The organism is Pseudomonas sp. S2_F03, assembly GCF_054668335.1.
This window is the reverse complement of the sequence record NZ_CP162759.1, coordinates 836706-859779: the sequence shown is the minus strand read 5'-3', so window position 1 is coordinate 859779 and position 23074 is coordinate 836706. Positions and strand designations below refer to the sequence as shown.

Here is a 23074-nt window from a genome sequence, read left to right as displayed (position 1 = left end):
ATTGATAGGTGATGAAAGTCACCCCACGCAGGCGTGATGGTTCAGTCGTCGGATAGCGCGGGTAGGGTTGAGCGGCACTTCTACACTGGTTAGCTGGCGCGTGCCCCCGAGGAGCCAATCATGAATACCAGTTCTTATGTTGCCGAACACACCGGCCTGCTGCTGGTGGACCCTACAACGACTTCCTCAGCGAAGGGGGCAAACTTCACGGTCGGGCCAAACCGGTGGCTGACAGCGTCGGCACGCTGGCCAATCTGAAGGCCGTGGTGTCGGCCGCTCGCCATGCCGGGATCCGGGTTTTCTATGTACCCCACCACCGCGCCGAACCGGATGACCTGGCCCACTGGCAGCATCCCAGCCCTTATCAACAAGGGGCCAGCAGCGCGCAAGTGTTTGCGGCGGGAGCCTGGGGCGGGGAATGGCACCCGGACTTCCATCCCGAGGCGGGCGACGTGATCGTCAAGGAACACTGGGGCGGCAGCGGTTTCGCCAACACCGACCTGGACTTTTTGCTCAAGCAACACGGGATCGACAAGGTCGTGGTGGTGGGGATGCTCGCCAATACCTGCATCGAAACCACCGGCAAGTTTGCCGCTGAACTGGGCTATCACGTGACGCTGGTGCGCGACGCCACCGCCGCGTTCAGTGCAGAAGCCATGCATGCCGCGCATGAGATCAACGGGCCGACGTATGCGCATTCGATTGTCACGACGGCCGAGTTGATCGCAGCGCTGGGCTAGTACGGCCAGCAGATGGCGCCTCTCTTGATCCTTCATTTTTGTCACGCCAGGAGGCCGCACCATGTACCAACTTTATGGACACCAGAATTCCGGCGCGGCGGCGATAGAGGCTGCCCTCGAACTCTGTGAAATTCCTTATCGCTTCATCGACGTCGAATCTTCGCTAGAGGCCGCCCACGCGCTGGAAAAACTCAACCCGCTCAAACAAATCCCAACCCTGCAATTACCCGATGGCAGTGTGCTGAGCGAAAGCGCGGCGATCCTGATTCATCTCGGGCTGACCTTTCCCGAGTCGAACCTGCTGCCGAAGCTGGCCGCTGATCGCGATCAAGCCATTAGGGGCCTGGCGTTCATCATCTGCAATTGCTACACCGCCATCGGCATTATCGATTACCCCGAACGCTGGTTGATCGAGGCGGATGAGTCGTCCAGACAAAATCTCATGGCCGGCGCCCGCACACGCTTGCACTGGAGCTGGGAGGTGTTTGCCGATCAGTTTTCCGGCGAGCTGTATCTGGGCGATGAGACGCCGGGAGCGCTGGATGTACTGGCGGCGGTGGTGTCGAGATGGGCGGGCAGCCGGGAGCATTTACGCCGCACCCGACCCGGTTTTTTTGCATGGCTTGAGCGTATAGACCGGCACCCAACCTTGGCACCGGTCTTCGCGCGGCATTGGCCAACCTGAACACAAAAGATCAACGGTGAGCTGTAGGCGCCGGGCTTGCCCGCGATGCAGGCGACCCGGTTTGACGTCGAACCGGGTTGATCCCATCGCGGGCAAGCCCGGCTCCCACAGGTTTTTGTAGTGTGTTCGGATTATTCGCCGCGGATGTACTGCTCCAGTTGTTGAATCAGTTCAGCCTGCTCGGCAATGGCCTCCTTGACCAGGTCGCCGATCGACAACAAACCGATCAACTTGCCGTTTTCCACCACCGGCAAGTGACGCAGGCGTCTGTCGGACATGATGCCCAGGCACGTATCGACGGTTTGATGGGTGTCCACGGTAATGACTGGGGACACCATGATGTCGCGCACCGGCGTGCCGACCGAGGAGCGGCCATGCAGCACCAGTTTGCGGGCGTAGTCGCGTTCACTGATGATGCCCAGCACTTCGTCATTTTCTACCACCAGCAAGGCACCGACGTTTTTCTCGGCCATCTTCATCAGTGCTTCCAGCACCATATGATCAGGCTTGATCTGATGCACTTCCTGATTCTTCTGATCTTTGAGCTTGAGCAGTTGAGCGACGGTTTTCATGGCGGTTTCTCGGGTGTTGTCGTTGTTCTTGAAGAATCGTAGACGCAAGCGCTGAGGGCAAGGGAGAAAGCGGCAGATAACACTCAAAAAACGTCATTCGGCGGTTTTTCTTTGGTAAAGCTTCGTCGAAAGGGGCGTGCCAAGGGAAATTCTCACCCCTGACCCGCTGGCCCTTGATGACGGGTAGAATTGCAGCCTGAACAAAACGTGAGGTTGCAGTGGTGGACTTACAGCAGGGCTTCGTCCTGACCCGGCATTGGCGCGACACCCCGGCCGGTACGGAAGTCGAGTTCTGGCTGGCGACCGACTCCGGTCCCCGGCGCATCCGCCTGCCTCATCAGCCGTCGGTGGGGTTCATTGCGGCGCAGCAGCGCGAGCAGGCTGAGGCAGTGCTGCACGGCGAGAAAAACGTCGAGCTCAAGCCCCTGGCCCTGCTGGATTTCGAGCACCGCCCGGTGCTCGGCTTGTATTGCCAGCAGCACGGTCAGTTGATGCGCCTGGAAACCGCGCTGCGCAAGGCCGGCGTCGAGATGTTCGAGGGCGACGTGCGCCCGCCGGAGCGCTACATGATGGAGCGGTTCATCACGGCGCCGGTGATTTTTGGCGGCACGCCCGATGCGCAGGGCCTGTTGCTCGACGCGCAGATGAAACCCGATCCAGACTACCGACCAACGCTGCGCCTGGTCTCACTGGACATCGAAACCACCGCGCAGGGCGAGTTGTATTCCATTGCGCTGGAAGGCTGCGGCGAGCGGCAGGTGTACATGCTCGGACCGCCCAACGGCGACGACAGCCAGGTGGATTTCCAGCTCGAGTACTGCGACTCGCGAACCGTGCTGCTGAAAAAGCTCAATGAATGGTTTGCCCGCCACGACCCCGACGCAATCATCGGCTGGAACGTCGTGCAGTTCGACCTGCGCGTGCTCCATGAACACGCTCGGCGCCTGGCGGTCCCGCTCAAGCTGGGGCGTGGCGGTGAAGAGATGCAATGGCGCGAGCACGGCAGTCGCAACCATTATTTCGCCTCGGCGGCAGGGCGGTTGATCATCGACGGTATTGAGTCCCTGCGCTCGGCGACCTGGAACTTCCCGTCGTTCAGCCTGGAAAACGTCGCGCAAACCCTGCTCGGTGAGGGCAAGTCAATCAGCACGCCTTACCAGCGCATGGACGAAATCAACCGGATGTTCGCCGAGGACAAACCGGCCCTCGCCACGTACAACCTCAAAGACTGCGAACTGGTGACGCGGATTTTCGCCAAGACCCAGTTGCTGACTTTCCTGCTGGAACGGGCCAGCGTCACCGGTTTGCCGGCCGATCGCAGCGGTGGTTCGGTGGCGGCGTTCACCCACTTGTACATGCCGCTGATGCACCGCCAGGGCTTTGTCGCGCCCAACCTTGGCCGCCAGTCACCGCAGGCCAGCCCCGGCGGCTTTGTCATGGACTCACAGCCGGGCCTGTACGAGTCAGTGCTGGTGCTCGACTACAAAAGCCTTTATCCGTCGATCATCCGTACCTTTCTGATCGACCCGGTCGGGCTGATCGAGGGCTTGCAACACCCCGACGACAGAGACTCGGTACCGGGTTTCTCGCGGGGCACGTTTTTCCAGAACCCGGCATTGCCTGCCCGCCATCGTCGCCCGGGTGGCCGAAGGTCGCGAGACCGCCAAGCGCGAACACAACGCACCGCTGTCCCAGGCGCTGAAGATCATCATGAATGCCTTCTACGGCGTGCTCGGTTCCAGCGGCTGCCGCTTCTTCGACACGCGCCTGGCTTCGTCCATTACCTTGCGCGGTCACGAAATCATGCTGCGCACCCGGCAGTTGATCGAAGCCCAGGGCCACACAGTGATTTATGGCGATACCGACTCTACGTTCGTCTGGCTGCGCCGGGCCCACGGACAGGAGGAAGCCGCGCAGATCGGTTTTGCGTTGGTCGATCACGTCAACCAGTGGTGGCGCGAGCATGTGCGGGCGGAGTACGGACTGGAAAGTGCGTTGGAGTTGCAGTTCGAAACCCACTACAAGCGCTTTCTGATGCCAACCATCCGTGGTGCGGAGGAGGGCAGCAAGAAGCGTTATGCCGGCCTGGTCACGCGCGCCGATGGCTCTGATGAAATGGTCTACAAAGGCCTGGAAACCGTGCGCACCGACTGGTCGCCACTGGCCCGGCAATTCCAGCAGGAGCTGTACTCGCGGATCTTCCATCGCAAGCCGTATCAGGATTACGTTCGCGATTACGTGCGCAAGACCCTGGCCGGCGAGTTCGACGACCGTCTGATTTACCGCAAGCGTCTGCGCCGCACCCTCGATGACTACGAGCGCAACGTGCCGCCCCACGTGCGCGCCGCGCGCATCGCCGATGATTTCAATGACCGGCAGGGTCGCCCGCGTCAGTACCAGAACGGCGGCTGGATCAGCTACGTGATCACCGTCGCCGGGCCCGAGCCGCTGGAGATCCGCAGCGCGCCCATCGACTATGACCACTACGTCACCCGGCAGCTGCAACCGGTGGCGGATGCGATCCTGCCGTTTGTGGACGACGACTTCTCAACGCTGATTGGTGGGCAAATGGGCTTGTTTTAGGTCCAGCAGAGACAGCGTCCAGTCATCCCGTATGCCGTGGAAATATTGCTCGAGGGCTCGATGGAAAACGCTGCCGTCGGGGGCGACCTGGGCAAACAGGGTCATCGAGGAGTGAAATTTCAGGTCATCAGGATGGCCGAAGATATCGGCGATCGAGCGTTGTTTGACGTTCAGGACCAATTGCGTGCACGTGCGTAGCCTTGGGCCCAGCAGTGGATGCTCCAGATACGCCGCGGCTTCCTCGTCGGAGCGTATGGCGAAGTGGCGGGACATCTCGCTTCCGCCTAACCCGGCAAGCTGCGGAAAGATGAACCACATCCAGTGGCGGCTTTTTTTCCGGCGTGCAGTTCTTCCTGTACCCATTTGAATACCGGGTCTTGAGCCTGGACGAAGCGTGGCAAATTAAAAGCGTCGAGCTGATCGGTGCTTCTCATGCACATGCCCTCTGGCAAATCGGCGATGGTTCAGACCATGGCCAACCGATGTTTGCGTTGTGGCGCGTGAAACGCGTGATCCAGCGCCTCCAGATCCCCGGGTTCGAGCCGCAACTGCGCGGCTTGCGCATTCAATTGCACGTGTTCAGGTTTGACCGCTTTGGGGATGGCGATCACGCCGCTCTGCCGCAGAATCCATGCCAGCGCTACTTGAGCCGGTGACGCCCCATGACGGGCGGCAACCTTTTTCAGCGCCGGATGGGCCAGCATTTGCCCGCCCTGACCGATCGGGCAGTAAGCCATCAATGGCTGGCGATGCTGTTGGCTCCAGGGCAGCAAATCAAATTCGATGCCGCGCTCTTCCAGGTTGTAGAGCACCTGATTGGTGGCGCAGGCCGGTGAGTCGAGTTCTTGCAGGTCGTCCACATCGAAATTGGACACGCCCCAACGACCGATCTTGCCGTCTTCACGCAGGCGTTCGAAGGCTTCGACGGTTTCCTCCAGGGAATACTGGCCACGCCAGTGCAGCAGGTACAAGTCGATGTAATCGGTGTTCAGACGCCGAAGGCTGCGCTCGCAGGCCTGGGGAATGCCTTTGCAGCTGGCGTTGTGGGGGTAGACCTTGCTGACCAGAAAGACGTTGTCACGCAGACCACTGATGGCTTCAGCGACCACTTCCTCGGCACCGCCTTCAGCGTACATTTCGGCGGTATCGATCAACGTCATGCCTAACTCGATACCCAGCCGCAGGGCGGCGACTTCATGCCGGTGCGCCGAGCGATCCTCGCCCATGCGCCAAGTGCCCTGGCCGATGACCGGGACCTGGGCGCCGGCCAATTCGAGGGTCCGCATGAAAACCTCCTGTCTGTAATTCGGTGGATATTAAATGGGCAGCAAAATGACCCGGTGGTTCCGCAGCGCACTAGATAGTTGGTGATAGCGAACACGACGAAATCTCAGCTGCAGATTGTCGGTATCGTTGCCCACGGACCACCGGCACTGCACTTTTCTGGTTTTGGTGGCTCTATCCTTGGGCAGCCGGCGGCGATCCCCACCGTCGGCCCATGCCCAAGTTCAAGAACCCATGGCTCGAGTTTTACCCCGTATCACCTCACCGATCCACCGCTGTTGCCTGCTTTCGGCCTGCCTGACAATGCTCTTTGTCAGCGGTTGCAGCCAGCAGCAGGGCAACGACATCGTCAGCCAGTTCCGTGAAGGCAGGCCGCAGGAATTCCTGCAGACCAGCGTCGACCGCATGGCCACGCTGACAATGCGTGACAACCTCGACAGCCTCTACCTGCTGATGAGCAAGCTTTACCTGCGCAACCCCGATGAGCTGAAGAAATCCGGTTTCCTCGATGCCCGAACCGCTGGCAAACAAGTGCGCATGGCCATCGAGCTGCAACAGCCGTTGCCCACCCTGGGCGGTAAAAAAGACCTGGCGGCCCTTCGGTATGCCATGAGCCCGGAATTTCTCGGTGACCGGGTCGGTGCCTTCATCTATGCCATCGGCAGCATGCTGGTGACCGCTCACGGCAATCGCCTGGAGTTCTACATGACGGATGCGATCAACCCGACGTTCGTCAGCAATGCCGCGCGCAACATCGAGATCGCCACGTGGATCCTCAGCCAACGGCAAAACAGCAATGGCGAGCCGTTGCTGTTTTCCAATGAAATTTCGGAGGAGGGCAGCAACCTGAGTTTTGCCGTGGAGTTCGGCAAAATCGTCGCACGCCTGGATTTGCTGACGCAGATGCTGGACGAACGCTACCGGCGCATTGGCTTGAACTACGCGCAGAGTCTGTTGTTTCTGAATTTCCTGCCGGTGCAATAAACCCCGACACAAACCCTATAGGAGCTGAGCTTGCTCGCGATAGCGGACTTTGAGCCACCACATATGTTGAATGTTATACCGCTATCGCGAGCAAGCTCAGCTCCTACAGGGGAATGGGGGATAGTTGTGTCTCGGGTATAACGATAGTTCGCATCGATATAAGTGGTTATAAGAAAAATCGCTATGCTGCGGGCCAGATTTCTCCTGCGATCTTTGTGGACGTATCAATGGAATTAGTGAACATCGGGTTGGTCATTGCCGGGTTGGTCGTTGGCTTTATTGTCGGCATGACGGGCGTCGGTGGCGGGTCATTGATGACCCCGATCCTGTTGTGGTTCGGTATTAACCCCGCGACGGCTGTCGGCACCGATTTGCTGTACGCGGCAATCACCAAATCCAGTGGCGTGCTGGTTCACCGCAAAAACAACAACATCGACTGGGCGATTACCGGCTGGCTGACCCTCGGCAGCGTGCCAGCAGTGGCGTTGACGTTGTGGTTCCTGAGCAGCTTGCACACCGCGCCTGAAACGATGAATGCCATCATCAAACAAGCGCTGGGGTTCGTCCTGTTCGCCACGGCGCTGGCGATTCTGTTCAAGAAACGCCTGCTCGATTTCGCGCACAAACGCGCGGGTGGCAACTATAACCCCAGCGGTTCGCGCCTCAATGTGATGACCGTCATCACGGGCCTGGTGCTGGGCACCATGGTTGCGTTGACGTCCATTGGTGCCGGCGCCCTGGGCACCGTCGCACTGTTCATCCTGTATCCGCTGTTGCCAACCCGCCGCCTCGTCGGTACGGAAATCGCCCACGCCGTGCCACTGACGCTGGTCGCCGGGCTCGGCCATGCGAGCATGGGCAACATGGATTGGCATGTGCTGGGTTACCTGCTGATCGGTTCGCTGCCGGGTATCTGGTTGGGCAGCCATTTGACCGGGCGCATCTCCGATGAACTGTTGCGCCCGTGCCTGGCAACCATGTTGGTTTTGATCGGTTACAAACTGGCGTTCTGATTCAACCCCATGCGCCAGCTTCACTCGCGGGTGAAAATTTCCAGCAGATGCCCGTCCGGGTCATCGAAATACACCCGCCGTCCCCCTGCGTACTCATTGATTTCCTTCGGCCGCTGCTTGCCCGGATCAGCCCACCAAGGCTGTCCGCATGCTTGCAGGCGCGCGAACGCGTTGTCGAAGTCATCGTCACCGATCAAAAACGCATAGTGCTGGGACGCAATCGGCGGCTCATTGTTGTAGAAATCCAGCGACACGCCGTTATCGAACTTGACGACCAGCATGGGGCCGAAAGGCTCGGGAGCGGGCAGGCCGAGGAGTTCGGCGAGGAAATTCGCGGAAACCTGTTTGTCGCGGCACCAGACGATGGTGTGGTTCAACTGAGCGCTCATGGAGTTGTCCTCACGGCGGTTCAGGTGGGTCGTTTTAAGTGATGAGAGTAGCTCAGCCTGTTGCGCAATGACCGCCCTGACCTAAGCTTGGGTCAAGGCGAAACACAATTGCGGTGCGTCACCGGAACGAACGCCGCGATGCGCAATCATTAGAGCGTGGTTATCAAAAGGAGATGCGCATGCTCATCAGGTTTTTGACCCTGACAACCTTGCTGGCTTTCGCCGGTCCCTTGTTCGCAGCCGAGGGCGATTCACCGCTGGATATAGACAAGGGCAGGTTTAGGCCATTGATTGTTATCGCGCCCAGTACCGTCGACCCGGTCTGGACGGGACTGAAAAAGTCGCTGGCTGATCCGGCCAACAAAGAGGGGATCGCTCAACGCAATATCAAGGTGTACAGCGTGCTGAACATGTTCGGGCAGCTTGACGGCAGGGACCTCGGTCAGCAGGACACCATGGCACTGATCCGCTCGCTGAAACTTGGTGCGGGGGCGTTGCCCAAAGTGATCCTGATCGGCAAGGACGGCGAGAAGAAGCTTGAGAGTTCGGGGGATGAGTCAAAGTCCGTCGATTTGAAGAAGATTTTCGACACCATCGATGCCCTGCCAGCGGCTGAAAAAGAAGCCACCGCGCCAGCGGTCGTAGCCCCCGGCTGAAGCCGAACCCGTCAATGGGGCCAAAGGCACCAAGGGCGCAAAGGCTGGCAAAGCGGGCAAACCGGCCAAGCCCCCGGAAATGCCGGATGACTGAAACGTTGAGGGCGTCTGTTCCTTTTGATGGGTGGGATTGAACGCCGATTTCAGTCACCGTCATGACAATGGGCGATCTAAACGATCGCCCATTTTTTTTGCAGGTGAAGTACCCGCCTTCACGGGCCTCGGACATTTCCTTCAAGTTGTGTAGCACTTGATGAACTGGTGCCCTACAGCGCGCACCGCTAGCCTTTGTTGAAGTCCGTGATATTGAGGGACCCAAGGACGAAAACCCCCGTGGAAAAAGGAGCCCCGCCTGTGAAAAAGATCAGTAAGCCTCAACAACCGCAAACGCCCACCGATGCCGATCATCCCGATTCTGTGAAGGTGTGTGGTACCGCAGAAGTGGCGGTCATTCCACGCCCCAGGCGTGTTCCCACTGCTCGGCAGATATTCGCCGTTGTCCCCGGCGTCGACACGCTGACGCTGCTAAGGCAAGCCAGCGAAACCCTCGCATCGCTGAATGCCCTGCTCGAGAATTTTGCGGCAAAACTGGACGCGCCGAACCGTGGTGAAATCTTTTCGATCCAGCAGTTGGCGATGATCGCTGAATTGTTGGTGACCCAGGTGCGGGACAACCTTGTTCCGCAGGACGATGCGTCTGACGGTTCGCCAGTGACTCGGCATTAAGCGAGCGACATAACGACAATGGGTGACCTCAAAGGGTCACCCATCCGTCTGTAGCTGCCGGGCCTGTGAGGGCTGCGTTCGGCGACGAAGTCGTCGTAAACCCGGCGGACGCGGTTTTCCTGAAAAACTGCATCGTCTGATTTCACGACGACTTCGTCGCCGAGCGCAGCCTCGCGGGCTCGGCAGCTGCTACAGGAGTCGCGTTGCTCTTGGTTATTCGGTCAGGGCACTCAATATCGTGTGGGCGATTTTGATGCGTTCCGGGTTTGGGTAATTTTTGTTGGCCAGGATCACGATGCCTATGTCCTTCGAGTGTACGAACGCGACATAGGCACCAAAGCCACCCGTTGAACCGGTTTTGTTGAACAACAGGTTTTCCTGTTGTGGCTGCGGCGGGTTCAGCCACTGGACCTTGTGAGCTTGCATGGCCATCTCGGTCGAATTACCGGCAAGCAGCCGATCCAGCGTGACCGGGTAGGGGTAGAGCTCCCAGGCCAGCCCCTGCGTCATGTTGCCCACGGTGTAATAACCGGTGTGGGTGGTGGCAATGGCTTGCTGTAGCGGCTTTTCCAGCCCTGCCGGTTTCATGTTCGCTTCGACAAAACGCAGTAAGTCCGAGGCGCTGGTTTTCACGCCGTAGGCTTCGGAGTCCAGAGCACCCGGCTCGACACGCACCGGCTTGTCGTCTTTGTTGTACCCCTGCGCGTAAAGCCCCATCTGGTTTTTGGGGACATTGAGGTAGGTGTGCTCAAGGCCCAGTTTCGGCAACAAGGACTTTTCCAACAGCGTATCGAACGGCTGGCCCATGCTGTAGGCGGCGAGGTAACCGGATAGCCCTATGCTTGGGTTCGAATACTGGCGATGGGTTCCGGCGGGATACACCGGGGTCCACTGCTTGAAATAACCCAGCATCTTATCCGCGTGGTATGCGTTGTCGGGGAACTGCAGCGGCAACCCGCCAGCGGTGTAAGTGGCCAATTGCAATACGCTGATGTGGTCGAACGCACTGCCGCGCAAGGCCGGTAAAACAGCGCTGGCTGTATCGGACAGGGACAGTTTGCCGCTGGCCTGTGCATAGGCGGCCAGCGTGGCAGTGAAGGTTTTGCTGACCGAACCGATTTCGAACAGGGTGTCCTGGCTGACCGGTTTGCCATCCTCTTTGGATGCTACGCCGTAATTAAAGTAATGCTGCTGACCATTTTGGGTGATCGCAACGGCGAGCCCCGTGATGTTCTGTTGCTGCATCACCGGGCCGACGGTGGCGTTGACCAAGGCTTCGAGCTGCTGGTCGGACGGTGTTGCAGCGAAACACGGCGCTGTGCCGAGCAGAAGTGCGAAAACGCTGTAGGTCGCTAGCCTTGGCAGTTTGTATTGATACATGTCTGATTCACTCTTCATGAGTTGTGATGATGTTAACCCGCTACACTCCATGCGCTCTTGCAAAACGGGCTAGCTAACAGGCGAGCAGAATCTAGGCAGTCTGCCGAACTTCGACAAACGACGAAATCTCGGGTTAGCCATTAGAAAAATTATGGAGTTGGCATGATTCGTCCTCACTTGCCGCTAAATGCATTGCGCGCTTTCGAGGCGTCCGCGCGTCATTTGAGTTTCACGCGGGCGGCGGTGGAGCTGTTCGTGACGCCGGCGGCGGTGAGTCATCAGGTCAAAAGTCTTGAGGCGCAACTGAACGTGACCCTGTTCAAACGCTTGCCACGCGGGCTGATGCTGACCAGCGAGGGGGAAACCTTGCTGCCGGTATTGCGCGAGTCTTTCGACCGAATCGCTGAAACCCTCGAACGCTTTGAAGGCGGGCATTATCGGGAGGTGTTATCGGTGGGAGCGGTGGGCACGTTTGCGGTGGGGTGGTTGCTGCCACGCCTGGCGGATTTTCATGTGAAACATCCGTACATAGATTTACGCCTGTCGACCAACAATAACCGTGTGGACGTCGCCGCCGAAGGTCTGGATTACGCCATTCGATTTGGCGCCGGCGCCTGGCATGGCGTTGAAGCGTTGCGGTTGATCGATGCGCCGCTGTCGGTGTTATGCGTTCCTGAACTTGCCCGGCAATTGCAGTCGCCTGAGGATCTGTTGCAACAAACCTTGCTACGTTCCTACCGTACAGACGAATGGTCCGAGTGGTTTCAGGCCTGCGGATTACCGGCCAATACACCGCCCGCCAAGAGCATCGTTTTCGACTCTTCACTGGCGATGATGGAGGCCGCGCTTCAGGGCGCCGGTATCGCACTGGCGCCGCCGCTGATGTTTTCCCGGCAACTGGCGGCAGGTGCGATCGAGCAGCCTTTCGCAATTGGTATCACTACCGGCAGCTACTGGCTGACCCGCTTGCAGTCCCGCACTGAAACGGCGGCCATGACGGCGTTCAAGGACTGGCTACTTCAGGTCGCGCAAGACCAACTCCCGCGCGACCAGTGACTCAGCGCACCAGGCTCGGCCGCTTGTTATCGAACTTCCAGCCCGGGATCAAAAACTGCATCGCCACGCTGTCATCTCGTGCGCCCAACCCCATGCTTTTGTACAGCTCATGGGCCTTGGCCAACTGATCCATGTCCAGTTCAACCCCTAGCCCCGGTTTCTTCGGCACTTGCACACAGCCGCCGACGATTTGCAGCGGAGCTTTGGTCAGGCGCTGGCCGTCCTGCCAGATCCAGTGGGTGTCGATGGCGGTGATGTCGCCCGGTGCGGCCGCCGCGACGTGGGTGAACATCGCCAGGGAAATATCGAAGTGGTTGTTGGAATGCGATCCCCAGGTCAGGCCCCATTCGTGGCACATCTGCGCCACGCGAACCGAGCCCTGCATCGTCCAGAAATGCGGATCGGCCAGAGGAATGTCGACCGATTGCAATTGAATGGCGTGGCCCATTTCCCGCCAGTCGGTGGCGATCATGTTGGTGGCGGTTTTCAGGCCGGTGGCACGGCGGAACTCGGCCATGACTTCGCGGCCCGAGTAACCGTTTTCCGCCCCGCATGGGTCTTCGGCATATGCCAGAACGTGGTGCTGATCACGGCACAAGCGAATGGCGTCCTTGAGCGACCACGCACCGTTTGGATCGAGCGTAATACGTGCATCCGGGAAGCGTTCGGCCAGCGCTGTGACCGCTTCGATTTCCTCGTCACCGCTGAGCACGCCGCCCTTGAGTTTGAAGTCCTTGAAGCCATAGCGGTCATGCGCGGCGACCGCCAGGCGTACCACGGCGTCGGCGGTCATGGCTTTTTCGTGACGGATGCGGAACCAGTCGTTGTCGGCCTCCGGTTCGCTGCGGTAGGCCAGGTCGGTTTGCTGGCGATCACCGACGTAAAACAGATAACCCAGCATTTTCACTTCATCGCGCTGCTGACCTTCGCCGAGCAGGGCGGCGACCGGCACGTCGAGGTGCTGGCCGAGCAAGTCGAGCAGGGCGGCTTCAAGTCCCGTGACCGCGTGAATGGTGATGCGCAGGTCGAACGTCTGCAAACCGCGACCACCGGCATCGCGATCGGCGAAGGTCTGGCGCACTTGATTAAGGATCTTCTGATAAGTGCCAATCGGGCTGCCGACGACCAGTGAGCGGGCGTCTTCCAGTGTCTGGCGAATCCGCTCACCACCCGGGACTTCGCCGACACCGGTGTGACCGGCGTTGTCCTTGAGGATCACGATGTTGCGGGTGAAAAACGGGCCATGGGCGCCGCTCAGATTGAGCAGCATGCCATCGTGGCCGGCCACCGGTACCACCTGCATGCTGGTGATGATCGGCGCTTTTGCAGTGTCTTGTGAGTGCATTTTCTTATCCTTCAAAACAAAAGATCAGGCGTGATTGGGCGCTGGATTGCCCAGTGCGGTGGTAGGCGCGGTTTTCGGTTTGTTGCGGGCGGCGAAGACAATGATCGCGGCGATGATTGAGGTCGCTGCCAACCCGTACAGCCCGCCCTGAATCGAGCCGGTGTGTTCTTCCAGCAGGCCGAAGGTGGTCGGTGCGACGAAACCGCCGAGGTTGCCGACCGAGTTGATCAGCGCGATCACGCCCGCGGCGATCCGCGCATCCAGATACGCCTGCGGGATTGGCCAGAACAGCGATGAAGCGGATTTGAAACCCAGCGCGGCAAAGCAGATCGCAACGAAGGCAAAGATCGGCCCGCCTGTGGTGGACATGAACATCCCGGCGGCGGCGATCAGCAGCGCGGCGGCGACCCAGGCTTGCTGGTGTTTCCACTTGGTCGATAGCGTTGCGAACGCGTACATGCCGACGATCGATAGCAACCACGGGATGGAGTTGAACAGCCCGACCTGAATGTCGCTGAGGTCGCCCATCTTCTTGATGATGCTCGGCAGCCAGAAGGTCGCCGCGTAAATGGTCAGTTGGATAAAGAAGTAGATCAGGCAAAACAGAATGATCTGGCGATCCTTGAGCAGCTTGCCCAGCGACGGTTTGATCGGTGTCGCGGCTTCGCGGGCCTGTTGCTCGTCGTCGATGGCATTGACCAGCGCATCCTGTTCTTCGCGGCTCAGCCATTTGGCGTCGTGGGGTTTGGAGTCCAGCCAGAACCAGACGAACACGCACAACCCGACCGAAAACATCCCTTCAATGAAGTACATCCATTGCCAGCCATGCAGGCCAAAGCCGCTGATTTGCAGGAGTAACCCGGACAGCGGGCCGGAGATCAGCGACGCGATCGCCGAGCCACTGAGAAAGATCGCAATTGCCTTGCCGCGCTCAACCCCCGGCAGCCAGCGAGTGAAGTAATAAATCACCCCCGGGAAAAATCCGGCTTCGGCCACGCCCAGCAGGAATCGCAGGATGTAGAAGTGGGTTTCGTTCTGGATGAACGCCATGCCAGCGGCCACCAGGCCCCAGGTCAGCATGATGCGGGTCAGCCAGATTCGTGCGCCGACTTTTTGCAGGAGGAGGTTGGAGGGGACTTCGAACAGCGCGTAACCGATGAAGAACAGCCCGGCCCCGAGGCCGTAGGCGGCAGCGCCAATCCCTAGGTCATGTTCCATGTGGGCGCGGACGAAGCCGATGTTCACACGGTCGATGTAGTTGACGATGAACATGATGACGAACAGCGGAAGGACATGTCGTTTCACTTTCGCGATGGCTGATTTCAAGGCGCAATCGATGCCATCGTTCATCCCGGGTATGGATGTATTCACTGGATTTTCTCCCACTCGTTATTGTTATGCGGGGTGTATCTGGTGTTGCGTTGTTGATAGACATCATACAACTAGGTTTTTTGGCTTCGCAATAGGGGTTGCTCAACAAAATGGCGCTTTTTTGGCAGGTGTGGCTTCTGTTTCAGGGTTGTGCTTGTGTCTTAAAAGGCGCTGTTTGGTTGTTTTGTTGAGTGTTGTCATACAAGTTGGCGAGGTTTTGTCGAGATTCCCGCCCGGCGCAGTGCTACGATTCAACCAGCCCTGTTTCTGGATGATCGCCATGCAAGAAGACTTCGACGCGCCTGCCCGCAAGCGCACTCACAACCTGGCCCATGACCTGGTGGCCAAGTTGACCCAGAGCATCCTGCTCGGGCAGATGTCGCCGGGCGACAAGCTGCCGTCGGAGAACACGATTGTTCAGGAGCATGGGGTGAGTCGCACCGTTGTGCGCGAGGCGCTTTCGAAGTTGCAGGCTTCAGGCTTGGTGGAAACCCGACATGGCATCGGCACCTTTGTGCTGGAGCGTGCCCCTGAGCAAGGGTTGCGGTTGAATGTCGACACTGCACTGGGGGTGCGCAGCATTCTGGAATTGCGCATGGGCCTGGAAACTCAGGCCGCCGCACTGGCGGCGACACGCCGTACGCCGGCGCAGTTGGCGCACATGCGTGAAGCGCTGGACGACTATCAAAGCCTGCTGGCCAATAACGACAGCTGCGTCGAGGCTGACAGGCGTTTTCACCTGTTGATCGCCGAAGCCACCGGCAATGTGTGTTTCACCGAAATCATGCAGCACCTGGGCAGTGCGATGATTCCCCGGACTCGCGTCAACGCCGTCGAGCGCGGTGCGGCAGATTTGAGCAAGCTCGGGCAGCTTGCCAACCTCGAGCACGAGGCGATTCTCAATGCCATCAAACGGCAAGACCCGGATGCGGCGCGTGCGGCGATGTGGCTGCACCTGACCAACAGCCGCGACCGGTTTTCACCGGGTGGCTGAAACTGTGTGGCGAAGGCGCTTGCCACAGGTTCTGTGTCAGTTCACTCGATAGCGAGCAAGGTCGTTCGCACATCCGTTATCGATCCAGCCTGATAGCGCGACCGGAAGAAGTAACCGTAATCCTGAAGGTAATACATCGTCACGCTCACTTTGAGCTCACCCCCTTCAATCGTGCACGCCAGTTCTTTTGCGCCGCCTTGCAATGAAGTGTTGACCTGTACGGCGTCAATCTGGCGCTCGACCACACACTCGAGTTTTTCGCTGTTGAGCGAGGTGCCCTTGAGCGTGCTGCGACGCTGTTGGGTGATGTGATAGCCCAACGATGAACCGACAGCCATCGTTCTCCAGTCGCCGGTGAATGTGAGGTTTTCGGTATCGATTGCGTATGACACGGGCAGTTTTCGGTCGGTGTATTGGCTGTCGAGGCGTAGCGTCAACAGCCCGCGGAAATTGACCGAGTAGGTGTCTATCACCTTGCCAGGCCACTGCAATTTCAACTGGCCACTTTGTGGATCGATTTCGTAGCGTTGCTCGCTTTGCGACGGCGCGCCACCCAGGTACCCGACGTTTTTCGAGTGTATCTCGACCTTTTTGATCGCCTTGGCCGGCGGTGCCAGGTTCAGGTCGGCAATCGACTTGAGCACGTTTGCCGCAACGGGTCTGGATTGATAGACCTGCGCCACTTTACGGCGGGGAGAGTAGGGCGCCAGGGTCGACAGTTGGGAGGCCGGGGCGCAGGCCGCTTTCAACAAAGGCCGGACATCCGCACCTTGCTCGAAGGTTGTTTGCGGGGCGTCGGCAAGCAGCGTTCCTCGGGTGATCTGGTCTTTTTCGTCCAGTTTGAACTCGCTCAATACGCGGTAGGTCTGGCCCTTGCAATCGACTTGATAACGGCCGCGAGTTTGTCCGAATAACACTTTATAGCTCGCGTCGGTGAGCAATGCCGGCTCATCAATCGCGCCCCAGAACAACACGGAACTGCCTTGTGCCTTGAAGCTGTTGCGGTCGATCAGCAGCCGGCGTTCCGTGTCGCCGCCCAAGGCCACACGCCAATCCGCAGGGGGCGTTTCCGCGCAGGCTTCGACGAAGCTCGGGTTCTGCGCCAGGCGAGCCAGCAGTGGCGCAGACAATGGAGTGTTCTTGGGCGACTTGTAGGACCCGGTGCTGGAACCGGAGACGATACGTGTGTCGAGGAACAGGGCGGTGGCACCGGTGGCGTCGCAGTTGGCTTGCATCTGCAAGGTCGATTGCGTGTTTTTCATGTTTCGCTCGGGAATGCTCACCAGATAGCTGAGCAGGTCTGCATCACGCATGACCGAGTGAGTCAGCAGTGGCTCGTCGAGCATTTCCTCCGTTGTCATGGGCGGTATCTTGGGCGCGGGGGCAGGTACTGGCTTGCTGGCGCAACCTGAAATCAACGTCAGCAAACCGATAACAACAAAGCGGGTCATAGGCAATCCATGGCGATAAGTGCCACATACATGTGAACTGAAAAGGTCGGCAGCCCCCAGTAATTCTTTAACCCGGCGCTACCGCCGTTCAGGGCGCACCGGGCCGCTCGCGGTAACGGTGGCGCGTCGTTCCATATTCAATGCCAGCACACTGATCAAAATCACGAGGGCGCCGACGCCGACCATCAGTGTTGGCTGTTCACCCAAGGCGTAAGCGGCGATGGCCATCGCGGTCGGCGGGATCAGATACAGCGTCATGGTTGCGCGGCTCAAGTCCACATGGGTCAGCACAAACGCCCACGCCAGATAGGCGAGCGCACTGGGAAATATGCCCAACGCCAGCACCGCCCACTGCACATGAACCGGTGCGCTGACGACCTCGCTGGCCAATCCCGGCAGGTAAATCAATAACAACGCCGTGCCCGACCAGACCGTGTAACACACCAGCGTCAGGCCGTCATAGCGCGTGGAATGATGCTTCTGCAAGGCGAAGTAAAAACTCCAGGACACTGCTGCCAGCAAGATCAACAAACCGTAAACATCGAGGCCGCCCAGTCCGTGATCACCGGCCACCACAATCACCACGCCAATCATTCCCGACACGATGCAGCCCCAGCGCCAGAAGCTGACCCGATCCTTGAACACAAAACGCGCCAGCAGCGTGCTGAACAACGGTGTCGATTGTGCCAACACGCTGGAAGCCCCGGCAGTGACATGCTGCTGGCCTATGTTCAGTACGACGTGATGCAGGCTCACCGCGAAAAAACCGAGAGCAACCAGCCACGGCAGGTCGCGAGGCCTGGGCAGGCGGATGCCTTTGAACGCGGCGACGACCGCCATGAACACCGAGGCCATCAGAAACCTCAGCAGTGCCAGGTGTCCGGGGTCATAGGCCTGCAATCCGATATGAATGCCGGTCGGTGAATAGCCCCAGCACGCGACGACAAAAGCCATCGCGAGGATGATTTTCCAGGGCGAGCGGGGAGCGTGCGTGCGTGAATTCATGGTCGTGCACCATCAGGTAGGTGCATTGAGTATCAGAACTCGGATTGCTCTCCACAACTGACTTATACTGCGTAGACCGTTCACTTTTGGTGAAGATTATGGAGCTGGCGCAGATTCGCATGTTCAAGACCGTGGCCGATGTCGGCAGCATCGCCCGGGCCGCCGAGTTGCTGCATTGCGTGCCATCCAATATCACGGCGCGGATCAAGGCGCTGGAGACGGAATTGGGGGTGGCGCTGTTTCTGCGCGAGGGTCGAGGGCTGCGCATCAGCGCGGCGGGGCAAACGTTTTTGTCCTACGCCTCAAAAATTCTGGCGCTGACCGTTGAGGCCAAGCGCGCATTGGACCCGTCAGCCGACCCCTCCGGGCCGCTGCGCATCGGCGCCATCGAGTCCTCGGCCACCGGTCGCTTACCGCGGCTGCTGGCGAAATTCCACAAGCGCTATCCCGCAGTTGCGCTGGAATTGACCACGGGCAGCTGGGGCCAATTGCTCGACGACACACTCAACCACCGGCTCGACGGCGCCATCGTCGCCGTGGATGTCGAGCGCGCTCAACTCAAGCGCACACCGATGTACCGCGAAGAGCTTTTGTTGATTGCCTCAACGTCGCTGGGAGCGGTGCACAGCATTGCGGATTTGCAGGACAAGACCGTCTTCATGTGGCCCCAGGGTTGTCCGTATCGGGCGGCGCTGGAACATTGGTTGTTGCGTCAGGGGCTGGCGCTGCCGATTGTCAGTCTGGCGAGTTATGGCGCGATTGTCGGGTGTGTCAGCGCGGGTGCCGGTGTCGCGTTAGTGCCCAAAGGGGTGTTTGATCAGTACGCCAAGGGGGCGGGGTGCGCGGGGTATGAATTTCCTGAGCTGACGGCTATCGACAATTTGTTTTACTGGCATGAAAACGCCGGGGTTCACCCGGCGCGCGAAGCGTTTGTGGCGATGCTGCGCGAGGAGTTCGCGTGACTGGCAAACTCGCTCCCACAGAGTTCCGTTCGTGTTTGGAGCTCAGGTCACGCGGACGTCGCGCATCAGCAATCCGAAGTTCAGATCCACCGCGTCCGGAATCGGCAAGTACACCGTGTGCCCATCCCCCGGCGCGACTTCAATCGGTTCGCCTTTGGCGTTCTGAAGCTGATGTAAATCGAAATGGAAGTTGCCCTTGGGGGTCATCAGTTCCATGTGATCGCCCAGGCCAAAGCGGTTTTTCACCTTGACCTCAGCCAGCCGATCGCGGCGCTCTCCGGTCAGTTCACCGACAAACTGCTGTCGTTCCGACACCGAGCTGCCGTTCTGGTAGTTCTGGTATTCGTCATGCACATGCCGTCGCAAAAATCCTTCGGTGTAGCCACGCTGCGCCAACGACTCCAGGTCGGTCATCAGGCTGCGGTCGAATGCTTGCCCGGCCACGGCGTCGTCGATGGCCCGGCGATACACCTGCGTAGTGCGCGCGCAATAAAAATGGGACTTGGTCCGGCCTTCGATTTTCAGCGAGTGCACGCCCATGTGCGTCAGACGCTCGACGTGCTGAACGGCGCGCAGGTCCTTGGCGTTCATGATGTAGGTGCCGTGTTCGTCCTCGAAGGCCGGCATCAGTTCGTCTGGCCGATTGGCTTCCTGCAACAGGAACACCTGGTCGGTGGGGGGGCCGAGGCCCAGGGTCGGTTCGGGTTGATATTGCTGGACGATTTCGCCGAGCTGATTTTCCGTGGCCTCCTGCGCCGAATATTTCCAGCGGCAGGCGTTGGTGCAACTGCCTTGATTGGCATCGCGCTTGTTCATGTAGCCCGACAACAGGCAGCGCCCGGAATAGGCCATGCACAACGCGCCATGGACAAACACCTCCAGCTCCATGGCCGGCACCTGTTCGCGGATTTCGCCGATTTCTTCCAGCGAGAGTTCCCGCGACAGGATGATCCGGCTCAACCCCTGTTGCTGCCAGAACTCGACACTGGCCCAGTTCACGGTGTTGGCCTGCACCGACAGATGAATCGGCATCTGCGCAAAGTGTCGCCGCACCAGCATGATCAGGCCCGGATCCGACATGATCAGCGCGTCCGGCGCCATGGCGATTACGGGTGCCAGGTCCTTGAGGAAGGTCTTGAGCTTGGCGTTATGCGGCGCAATGTTCACCACCACGTAAAAACGCTTGCCCTGGGCCTGGGCCTCCTTGATGCCGAGGGCGAGGTTGGCGTGATCGAATTCGTTATTGCGTACCCGCAAGCTGTAGCGCGGCTGGCCGGCGTACACCGCATCGGCGCCGTAGGCGAAGGCATAACGCATGTTTTTCAAGGTGCCGGCAGGGGCGAGCAGTTCGGGGGCGAGGGGAGTCATGGCAGTGTCGGTCGCAAAAGCCAAGGAGCGTAATCGGCTTGCCCGAGGGGTTTATTGATCTGGATCTATGCTTGATGAACAAACGGATGGCACTCGCGCGAACCGTGGCGGACTAAGTATCAGAAAGGCTCGTCAGTACAAGAGCCTGCGTCCCCCTGCGCACTGACACGGACCGGACATGAGCGAAGAAACCGTACACAACCGATCACTGGTGATCTTGCTATGGCTGGTGACCGCCGCCTTCATCTGGATTCTGCTGCCGTTTTACGGTGCGGTGTTTTGGGCGGTGATCCTCGGCATCCTCTTTGCGCCGATGCAGCGCCGACTGCAATTGAAACTGGGGTGGGAGCGCAACCTGACGTCACTGTTCACGCTCAGTATCTGTCTGGTGATTGCGATCCTGCCGGTGATCATCCTTGGCTTCCTGCTGGTTCAAGAGGGGACCACGCTGTACAAAAGCATCGAAAGTGGTGAACTGGATATCGCCGGGTTCGTCTCGCATTTCAAGCACAGCCTGCCGCCGTACTTCCAGCACCTGCTTGACCGGTTCGGGGTGGGCGAATTGAGCGGGCTGCGGGAGAAAATCATCAAGAGCGCGGTGACGGGCAATGAGTTTTTCGCCACTCAGGCGTTCAGCTTCGGCCAGGGCACGTTTGATTTTGTGGTGAGTTTTTTCATCATGCTGTATTTGCTCTATTTCTTTTTGCGCGACGGCGCCGAACTGGCACGCAAGGTTCGCGCGGCGGTGCCGCTGGAGGAGCACCAGAAGCGTCGCTTGCAACTCAAGTTCAATCGCGTGGTGCGGGCGACGGTCAAGGGCAACCTGCTGGTGGCGATCACGCAGGGCGCTTTGGGTGGGGCAATATTCTGGTTTCTGGACATCCCGAGCGCGTTGCTCTGGGCGGTGCTGATGGCGTTTTTGTCGCTGTTGCCAGCGGTGGGGGCAGGGATCGTCTGGGCGCCGGTGGCGGCGTTATTCCTGCTCAGCGGGGCGATCTGGCAGGGTGTGGCGTTGGGGCTGTACGGGGTTTTTGTGATTGGCCTGGTGGATAACGTCTTGCGACCGATCCTGGTGGGCAAGGACACCAAGATGCCGGACTACCTCATCCTCATCTCGACACTGGGCGGTCTGGCGATCTTTGGCCTCAACGGTTTCGTTATCGGGCCGCTGATCGCGGCCCTGTTCATGTCGAGTTGGGACATTTTCATCGAAACCAAACCGCGGGTGCAGTTGCCTTAGGCGCTGAGCAGGCCTTGGCCGATGCGCTGCGACAAGGCCTGGGCGGCGGGTAGCGAGGTGAGCGGACCGCTGATCGCTTCGCCGTCCTGCACCAGATACCAACAGGCAAGCAAACCCAGTTCTCTAAGCGATGAGGGAACGGCGCTGCCGATAACGGACATGATCTGAACCTGGGACATAAGTACCTCCATCAATCTATGGAGCTACCTTAAGGACCTCGCGCAGGAACGGACAATCAACACGTTCGATAGTGGTCATTGACGCCGATGAGTGTTCGCCTCAGTCGACGACCAGATCCAGCATGTGAACCACTTCGTGTTCGTTGAGCAGGCCCTTGCGTACCAGGTTTTCCGCCAGCAGCGAAAGAAACTTGGCGCTGCGATGGCCTTCCAGGTGCTTGAGTTCGGTCAAAGCGTTGTACACCTTGCTGGAAGTGCACAAACCGACAATGCGGTGCGGGTTTTGCGTAGGCATGAGGTCGTCCTTGTTGTTATCAACCTGTTGTTTGCGGACAGATCCAAGCTTGCGGACCTGATATGACAAAAATATGACCGTTTGGCGCAAGGCGAGGGCGGGTCATGTCAATCTTGCCCATTTGAACCACCCACTCTGTCCCCGCAGCGACCTTGACGCGATTTATCCAGACGTTCGCCGACGAACGGTCACAAAAAAGCCCCGCTGTTGAGGCGGGGCCGGGGAATGCTGTTACCAGTGGCCATAGCCACGGGGAGGGCCATAGTAACCGCGCGGCGGGCCGTAATAACCACGTGGCGGACCGTAGTAAACCGGTGCCGGGGCGTAGTAGACCGGCTGTTGCACGTAGACCGGTGCAGGCTGGTAATAAACCGGTGGCGGTTGTTGCATGTAAACCGGCGTCGGCTGAGCGTAAACCGGTTGTTGAACATAGACCGGCCGGTTGGCGTTGATCACGGCCGAACCGACAATGGCCGAGCCGACGAGCGCACCAAAAATCGCCGGACCTTGCCAGCAGTTACCACAACCACCGCCATGGGCTTGTGCCTGCCCTGCGACAGCGAGTGCGCCGATCAGCAAGGCCACTGTGGTGATTTTACGGTTCATGATAAATCCTCGTCTTTTCGACCCGGCGCTTGCGTCTGCAATAGACCCAAGGATTGTCGCGGGGATACCTCTAAGACAGCTTTTTTGAAAAACAGCACGGCCGATAGGTAAATTTTGTGTAAGGTCTGTACCGATTTCCTGACGGACCCGCGCTACCTCGCGCAGGCCTTTGATTATGATCGATCAGACC

Annotated in this window: 20 protein-coding genes and 4 pseudogenes; 11 read left to right on the top strand and 13 right to left on the bottom strand. The window is 59.1% G+C overall.

Annotated features, from left to right (window positions below; genetic code table 11):
* Positions 1 to 120: 120 nt before the first annotated feature.
* Together AB4N76_RS04060 and AB4N76_RS04055 are read left to right on the top strand one after the other, a co-directional pair.
* Positions 121 to 740 (top strand): annotated as a pseudogene (locus AB4N76_RS04060) (cysteine hydrolase family protein).
* A gap of 61 nt (positions 741 to 801) precedes the next feature.
* Positions 802 to 1425, top strand: coding sequence for a glutathione S-transferase N-terminal domain-containing protein (locus AB4N76_RS04055; protein WP_046032604.1), 624 nt, complete (start codon positions 802 to 804; stop codon positions 1423 to 1425).
* A 131-nt stretch (positions 1426 to 1556) separates the two neighbouring features.
* Here the strand turns inward: AB4N76_RS04055 and AB4N76_RS04050 are convergent, their stop codons facing one another.
* A complete protein-coding gene (locus AB4N76_RS04050) occupies positions 1557 to 1997 on the bottom strand; it encodes a CBS domain-containing protein (protein WP_046032603.1) in 441 nt (146 codons plus the stop codon).
* Between the two features lie 221 nt (positions 1998 to 2218).
* On the opposite strand from AB4N76_RS04050, the pseudogene AB4N76_RS04045 reads away from it, so the two are divergent.
* Positions 2219 to 4580: pseudogene (locus AB4N76_RS04045) on the top strand (DNA polymerase II).
* Here the strand turns inward: AB4N76_RS04045 and AB4N76_RS04040 are convergent.
* Together AB4N76_RS04040 and AB4N76_RS04035 are read right to left on the bottom strand one after the other, a co-directional pair.
* Positions 4545 to 5014: pseudogene (locus AB4N76_RS04040) on the bottom strand (DUF1810 domain-containing protein). The pseudogenes AB4N76_RS04045 and AB4N76_RS04040 sit on opposite strands and share 36 nt — an antisense overlap.
* A 30-nt stretch (positions 5015 to 5044) precedes the next feature.
* Positions 5045 to 5866, bottom strand: coding sequence for an aldo/keto reductase (locus tag AB4N76_RS04035; protein ID WP_046032600.1), 822 nt, complete (start codon positions 5864 to 5866; stop codon positions 5045 to 5047).
* A gap of 232 nt (positions 5867 to 6098) precedes the next feature.
* On the opposite strand from AB4N76_RS04035, the gene AB4N76_RS04030 reads away from it, so the two are divergent.
* Both AB4N76_RS04030 and AB4N76_RS04025 read left to right on the top strand, forming a co-directional pair.
* Positions 6099 to 6848 carry a hypothetical protein gene (locus AB4N76_RS04030; protein ID WP_077431760.1) on the top strand — a complete coding sequence of 250 codons (750 nt, stop codon included), beginning with the start codon at positions 6099 to 6101 and terminating at the stop codon, positions 6846 to 6848.
* A gap of 227 nt (positions 6849 to 7075) precedes the next feature.
* Positions 7076 to 7861, top strand: a complete 786-nt coding sequence (locus tag AB4N76_RS04025; RefSeq protein ID WP_077431761.1) for a sulfite exporter TauE/SafE family protein — start codon at positions 7076 to 7078, stop codon at positions 7859 to 7861.
* A 20-nt stretch (positions 7862 to 7881) separates the two neighbouring features.
* Here the strand turns inward: AB4N76_RS04025 and AB4N76_RS04020 are convergent, their stop codons facing one another.
* The gene (locus AB4N76_RS04020; RefSeq protein ID WP_046032597.1) at positions 7882 to 8250 is read right to left on the bottom strand and encodes a VOC family protein; all 369 of its coding nucleotides are present in this window, start codon (positions 8248 to 8250) and stop codon (positions 7882 to 7884) included.
* A 179-nt stretch (positions 8251 to 8429) separates the two neighbouring features.
* On the opposite strand from AB4N76_RS04020, the pseudogene AB4N76_RS04015 reads away from it, so the two are divergent.
* Both AB4N76_RS04015 and AB4N76_RS04010 read left to right on the top strand, forming a co-directional pair.
* A pseudogene (locus AB4N76_RS04015) lies at positions 8430 to 9000 on the top strand (DUF4174 domain-containing protein).
* Between the two features lie 260 nt (positions 9001 to 9260).
* Positions 9261 to 9632 carry a DUF6124 family protein gene (locus AB4N76_RS04010; protein WP_046032595.1) on the top strand — a complete coding sequence of 124 codons (372 nt, stop codon included), beginning with the start codon at positions 9261 to 9263 and terminating at the stop codon, positions 9630 to 9632.
* A 213-nt stretch (positions 9633 to 9845) separates the two neighbouring features.
* Here the strand turns inward: AB4N76_RS04010 and ampC are convergent, their stop codons facing one another.
* Positions 9846 to 11012 carry a class C beta-lactamase gene (gene ampC / locus AB4N76_RS04005; protein ID WP_460164182.1) on the bottom strand — a complete coding sequence of 389 codons (1167 nt, stop codon included), beginning with the start codon at positions 11010 to 11012 and terminating at the stop codon, positions 9846 to 9848.
* A 162-nt stretch (positions 11013 to 11174) separates the two neighbouring features.
* Between ampC and AB4N76_RS04000 the strand changes: the two genes are divergently transcribed.
* Positions 11175 to 12068: a LysR family transcriptional regulator gene (locus AB4N76_RS04000; RefSeq protein WP_109786656.1), complete on the top strand. Its 894-nt coding sequence runs from the start codon at positions 11175 to 11177 to the stop codon at positions 12066 to 12068.
* A 1-nt stretch (position 12069) separates the two neighbouring features.
* Here AB4N76_RS04000 and gudD read toward each other — a convergent pair whose 3' ends face one another.
* Together gudD and AB4N76_RS03990 are read right to left on the bottom strand one after the other, a co-directional pair.
* Positions 12070 to 13413: a glucarate dehydratase gene (gene gudD, locus AB4N76_RS03995; protein ID WP_460164181.1), complete on the bottom strand. Its 1344-nt coding sequence runs from the start codon at positions 13411 to 13413 to the stop codon at positions 12070 to 12072.
* A gap of 24 nt (positions 13414 to 13437) precedes the next feature.
* Positions 13438 to 14784, bottom strand: a complete 1347-nt coding sequence (locus tag AB4N76_RS03990; protein ID WP_046032591.1) for an MFS transporter — start codon at positions 14782 to 14784, stop codon at positions 13438 to 13440.
* Between the two features lie 280 nt (positions 14785 to 15064).
* Here AB4N76_RS03990 and AB4N76_RS03985 point away from each other — a divergent pair, with 280 nt between their 5' ends.
* Entirely contained in the window at positions 15065 to 15778 is a 714-nt protein-coding gene (locus tag AB4N76_RS03985; protein ID WP_077431764.1) for a FadR/GntR family transcriptional regulator, read from the top strand.
* Positions 15779 to 15819: 41 nt separating this feature from the next.
* Here AB4N76_RS03985 and AB4N76_RS03980 read toward each other — a convergent pair whose 3' ends face one another.
* Together AB4N76_RS03980 and AB4N76_RS03975 are read right to left on the bottom strand one after the other, a co-directional pair.
* Positions 15820 to 17139, bottom strand: coding sequence for a hypothetical protein (locus AB4N76_RS03980; protein ID WP_460164180.1), 1320 nt, complete (start codon positions 17137 to 17139; stop codon positions 15820 to 15822).
* A gap of 168 nt (positions 17140 to 17307) precedes the next feature.
* Positions 17308 to 18234 (bottom strand): DMT family transporter, encoded by a 927-nt coding sequence (locus AB4N76_RS03975; protein ID WP_460164179.1) that lies wholly within the window; start codon positions 18232 to 18234, stop codon positions 17308 to 17310.
* Between the two features lie 98 nt (positions 18235 to 18332).
* Between AB4N76_RS03975 and AB4N76_RS03970 the strand changes: the two genes are divergently transcribed.
* Positions 18333 to 19196 carry a LysR family transcriptional regulator gene (locus AB4N76_RS03970; RefSeq protein WP_046032587.1) on the top strand — a complete coding sequence of 288 codons (864 nt, stop codon included), beginning with the start codon at positions 18333 to 18335 and terminating at the stop codon, positions 19194 to 19196.
* Positions 19197 to 19238: 42 nt separating this feature from the next.
* Here the strand turns inward: AB4N76_RS03970 and trhP are convergent, their stop codons facing one another.
* Positions 19239 to 20564 carry a prephenate-dependent tRNA uridine(34) hydroxylase TrhP gene (gene trhP, locus AB4N76_RS03965; RefSeq protein ID WP_046032586.1) on the bottom strand — a complete coding sequence of 442 codons (1326 nt, stop codon included), beginning with the start codon at positions 20562 to 20564 and terminating at the stop codon, positions 19239 to 19241.
* Between the two features lie 178 nt (positions 20565 to 20742).
* Here trhP and AB4N76_RS03960 point away from each other — a divergent pair, with 178 nt between their 5' ends.
* Positions 20743 to 21804, top strand: a complete 1062-nt coding sequence (locus tag AB4N76_RS03960; protein WP_077431768.1) for an AI-2E family transporter — start codon at positions 20743 to 20745, stop codon at positions 21802 to 21804.
* On the opposite strand, the gene AB4N76_RS03955 is transcribed toward AB4N76_RS03960, so the two are convergent.
* From AB4N76_RS03955 to AB4N76_RS03945, 3 genes are all read right to left on the bottom strand, one after another.
* Positions 21801 to 21983 carry a hypothetical protein gene (locus AB4N76_RS03955; protein WP_046032584.1) on the bottom strand — a complete coding sequence of 61 codons (183 nt, stop codon included), beginning with the start codon at positions 21981 to 21983 and terminating at the stop codon, positions 21801 to 21803. The two genes, AB4N76_RS03960 and AB4N76_RS03955, sit on opposite strands and share 4 nt — an antisense overlap.
* 100 nt (positions 21984 to 22083) lie before the next feature.
* Positions 22084 to 22278: a hypothetical protein gene (locus AB4N76_RS03950; RefSeq protein ID WP_007944773.1), complete on the bottom strand. Its 195-nt coding sequence runs from the start codon at positions 22276 to 22278 to the stop codon at positions 22084 to 22086.
* 231 nt (positions 22279 to 22509) lie between these two features.
* A complete protein-coding gene (locus tag AB4N76_RS03945; protein ID WP_077431769.1) occupies positions 22510 to 22884 on the bottom strand; it encodes a hypothetical protein in 375 nt (124 codons plus the stop codon).
* Between the last annotated feature and the right edge of the window lie 190 nt (positions 22885 to 23074).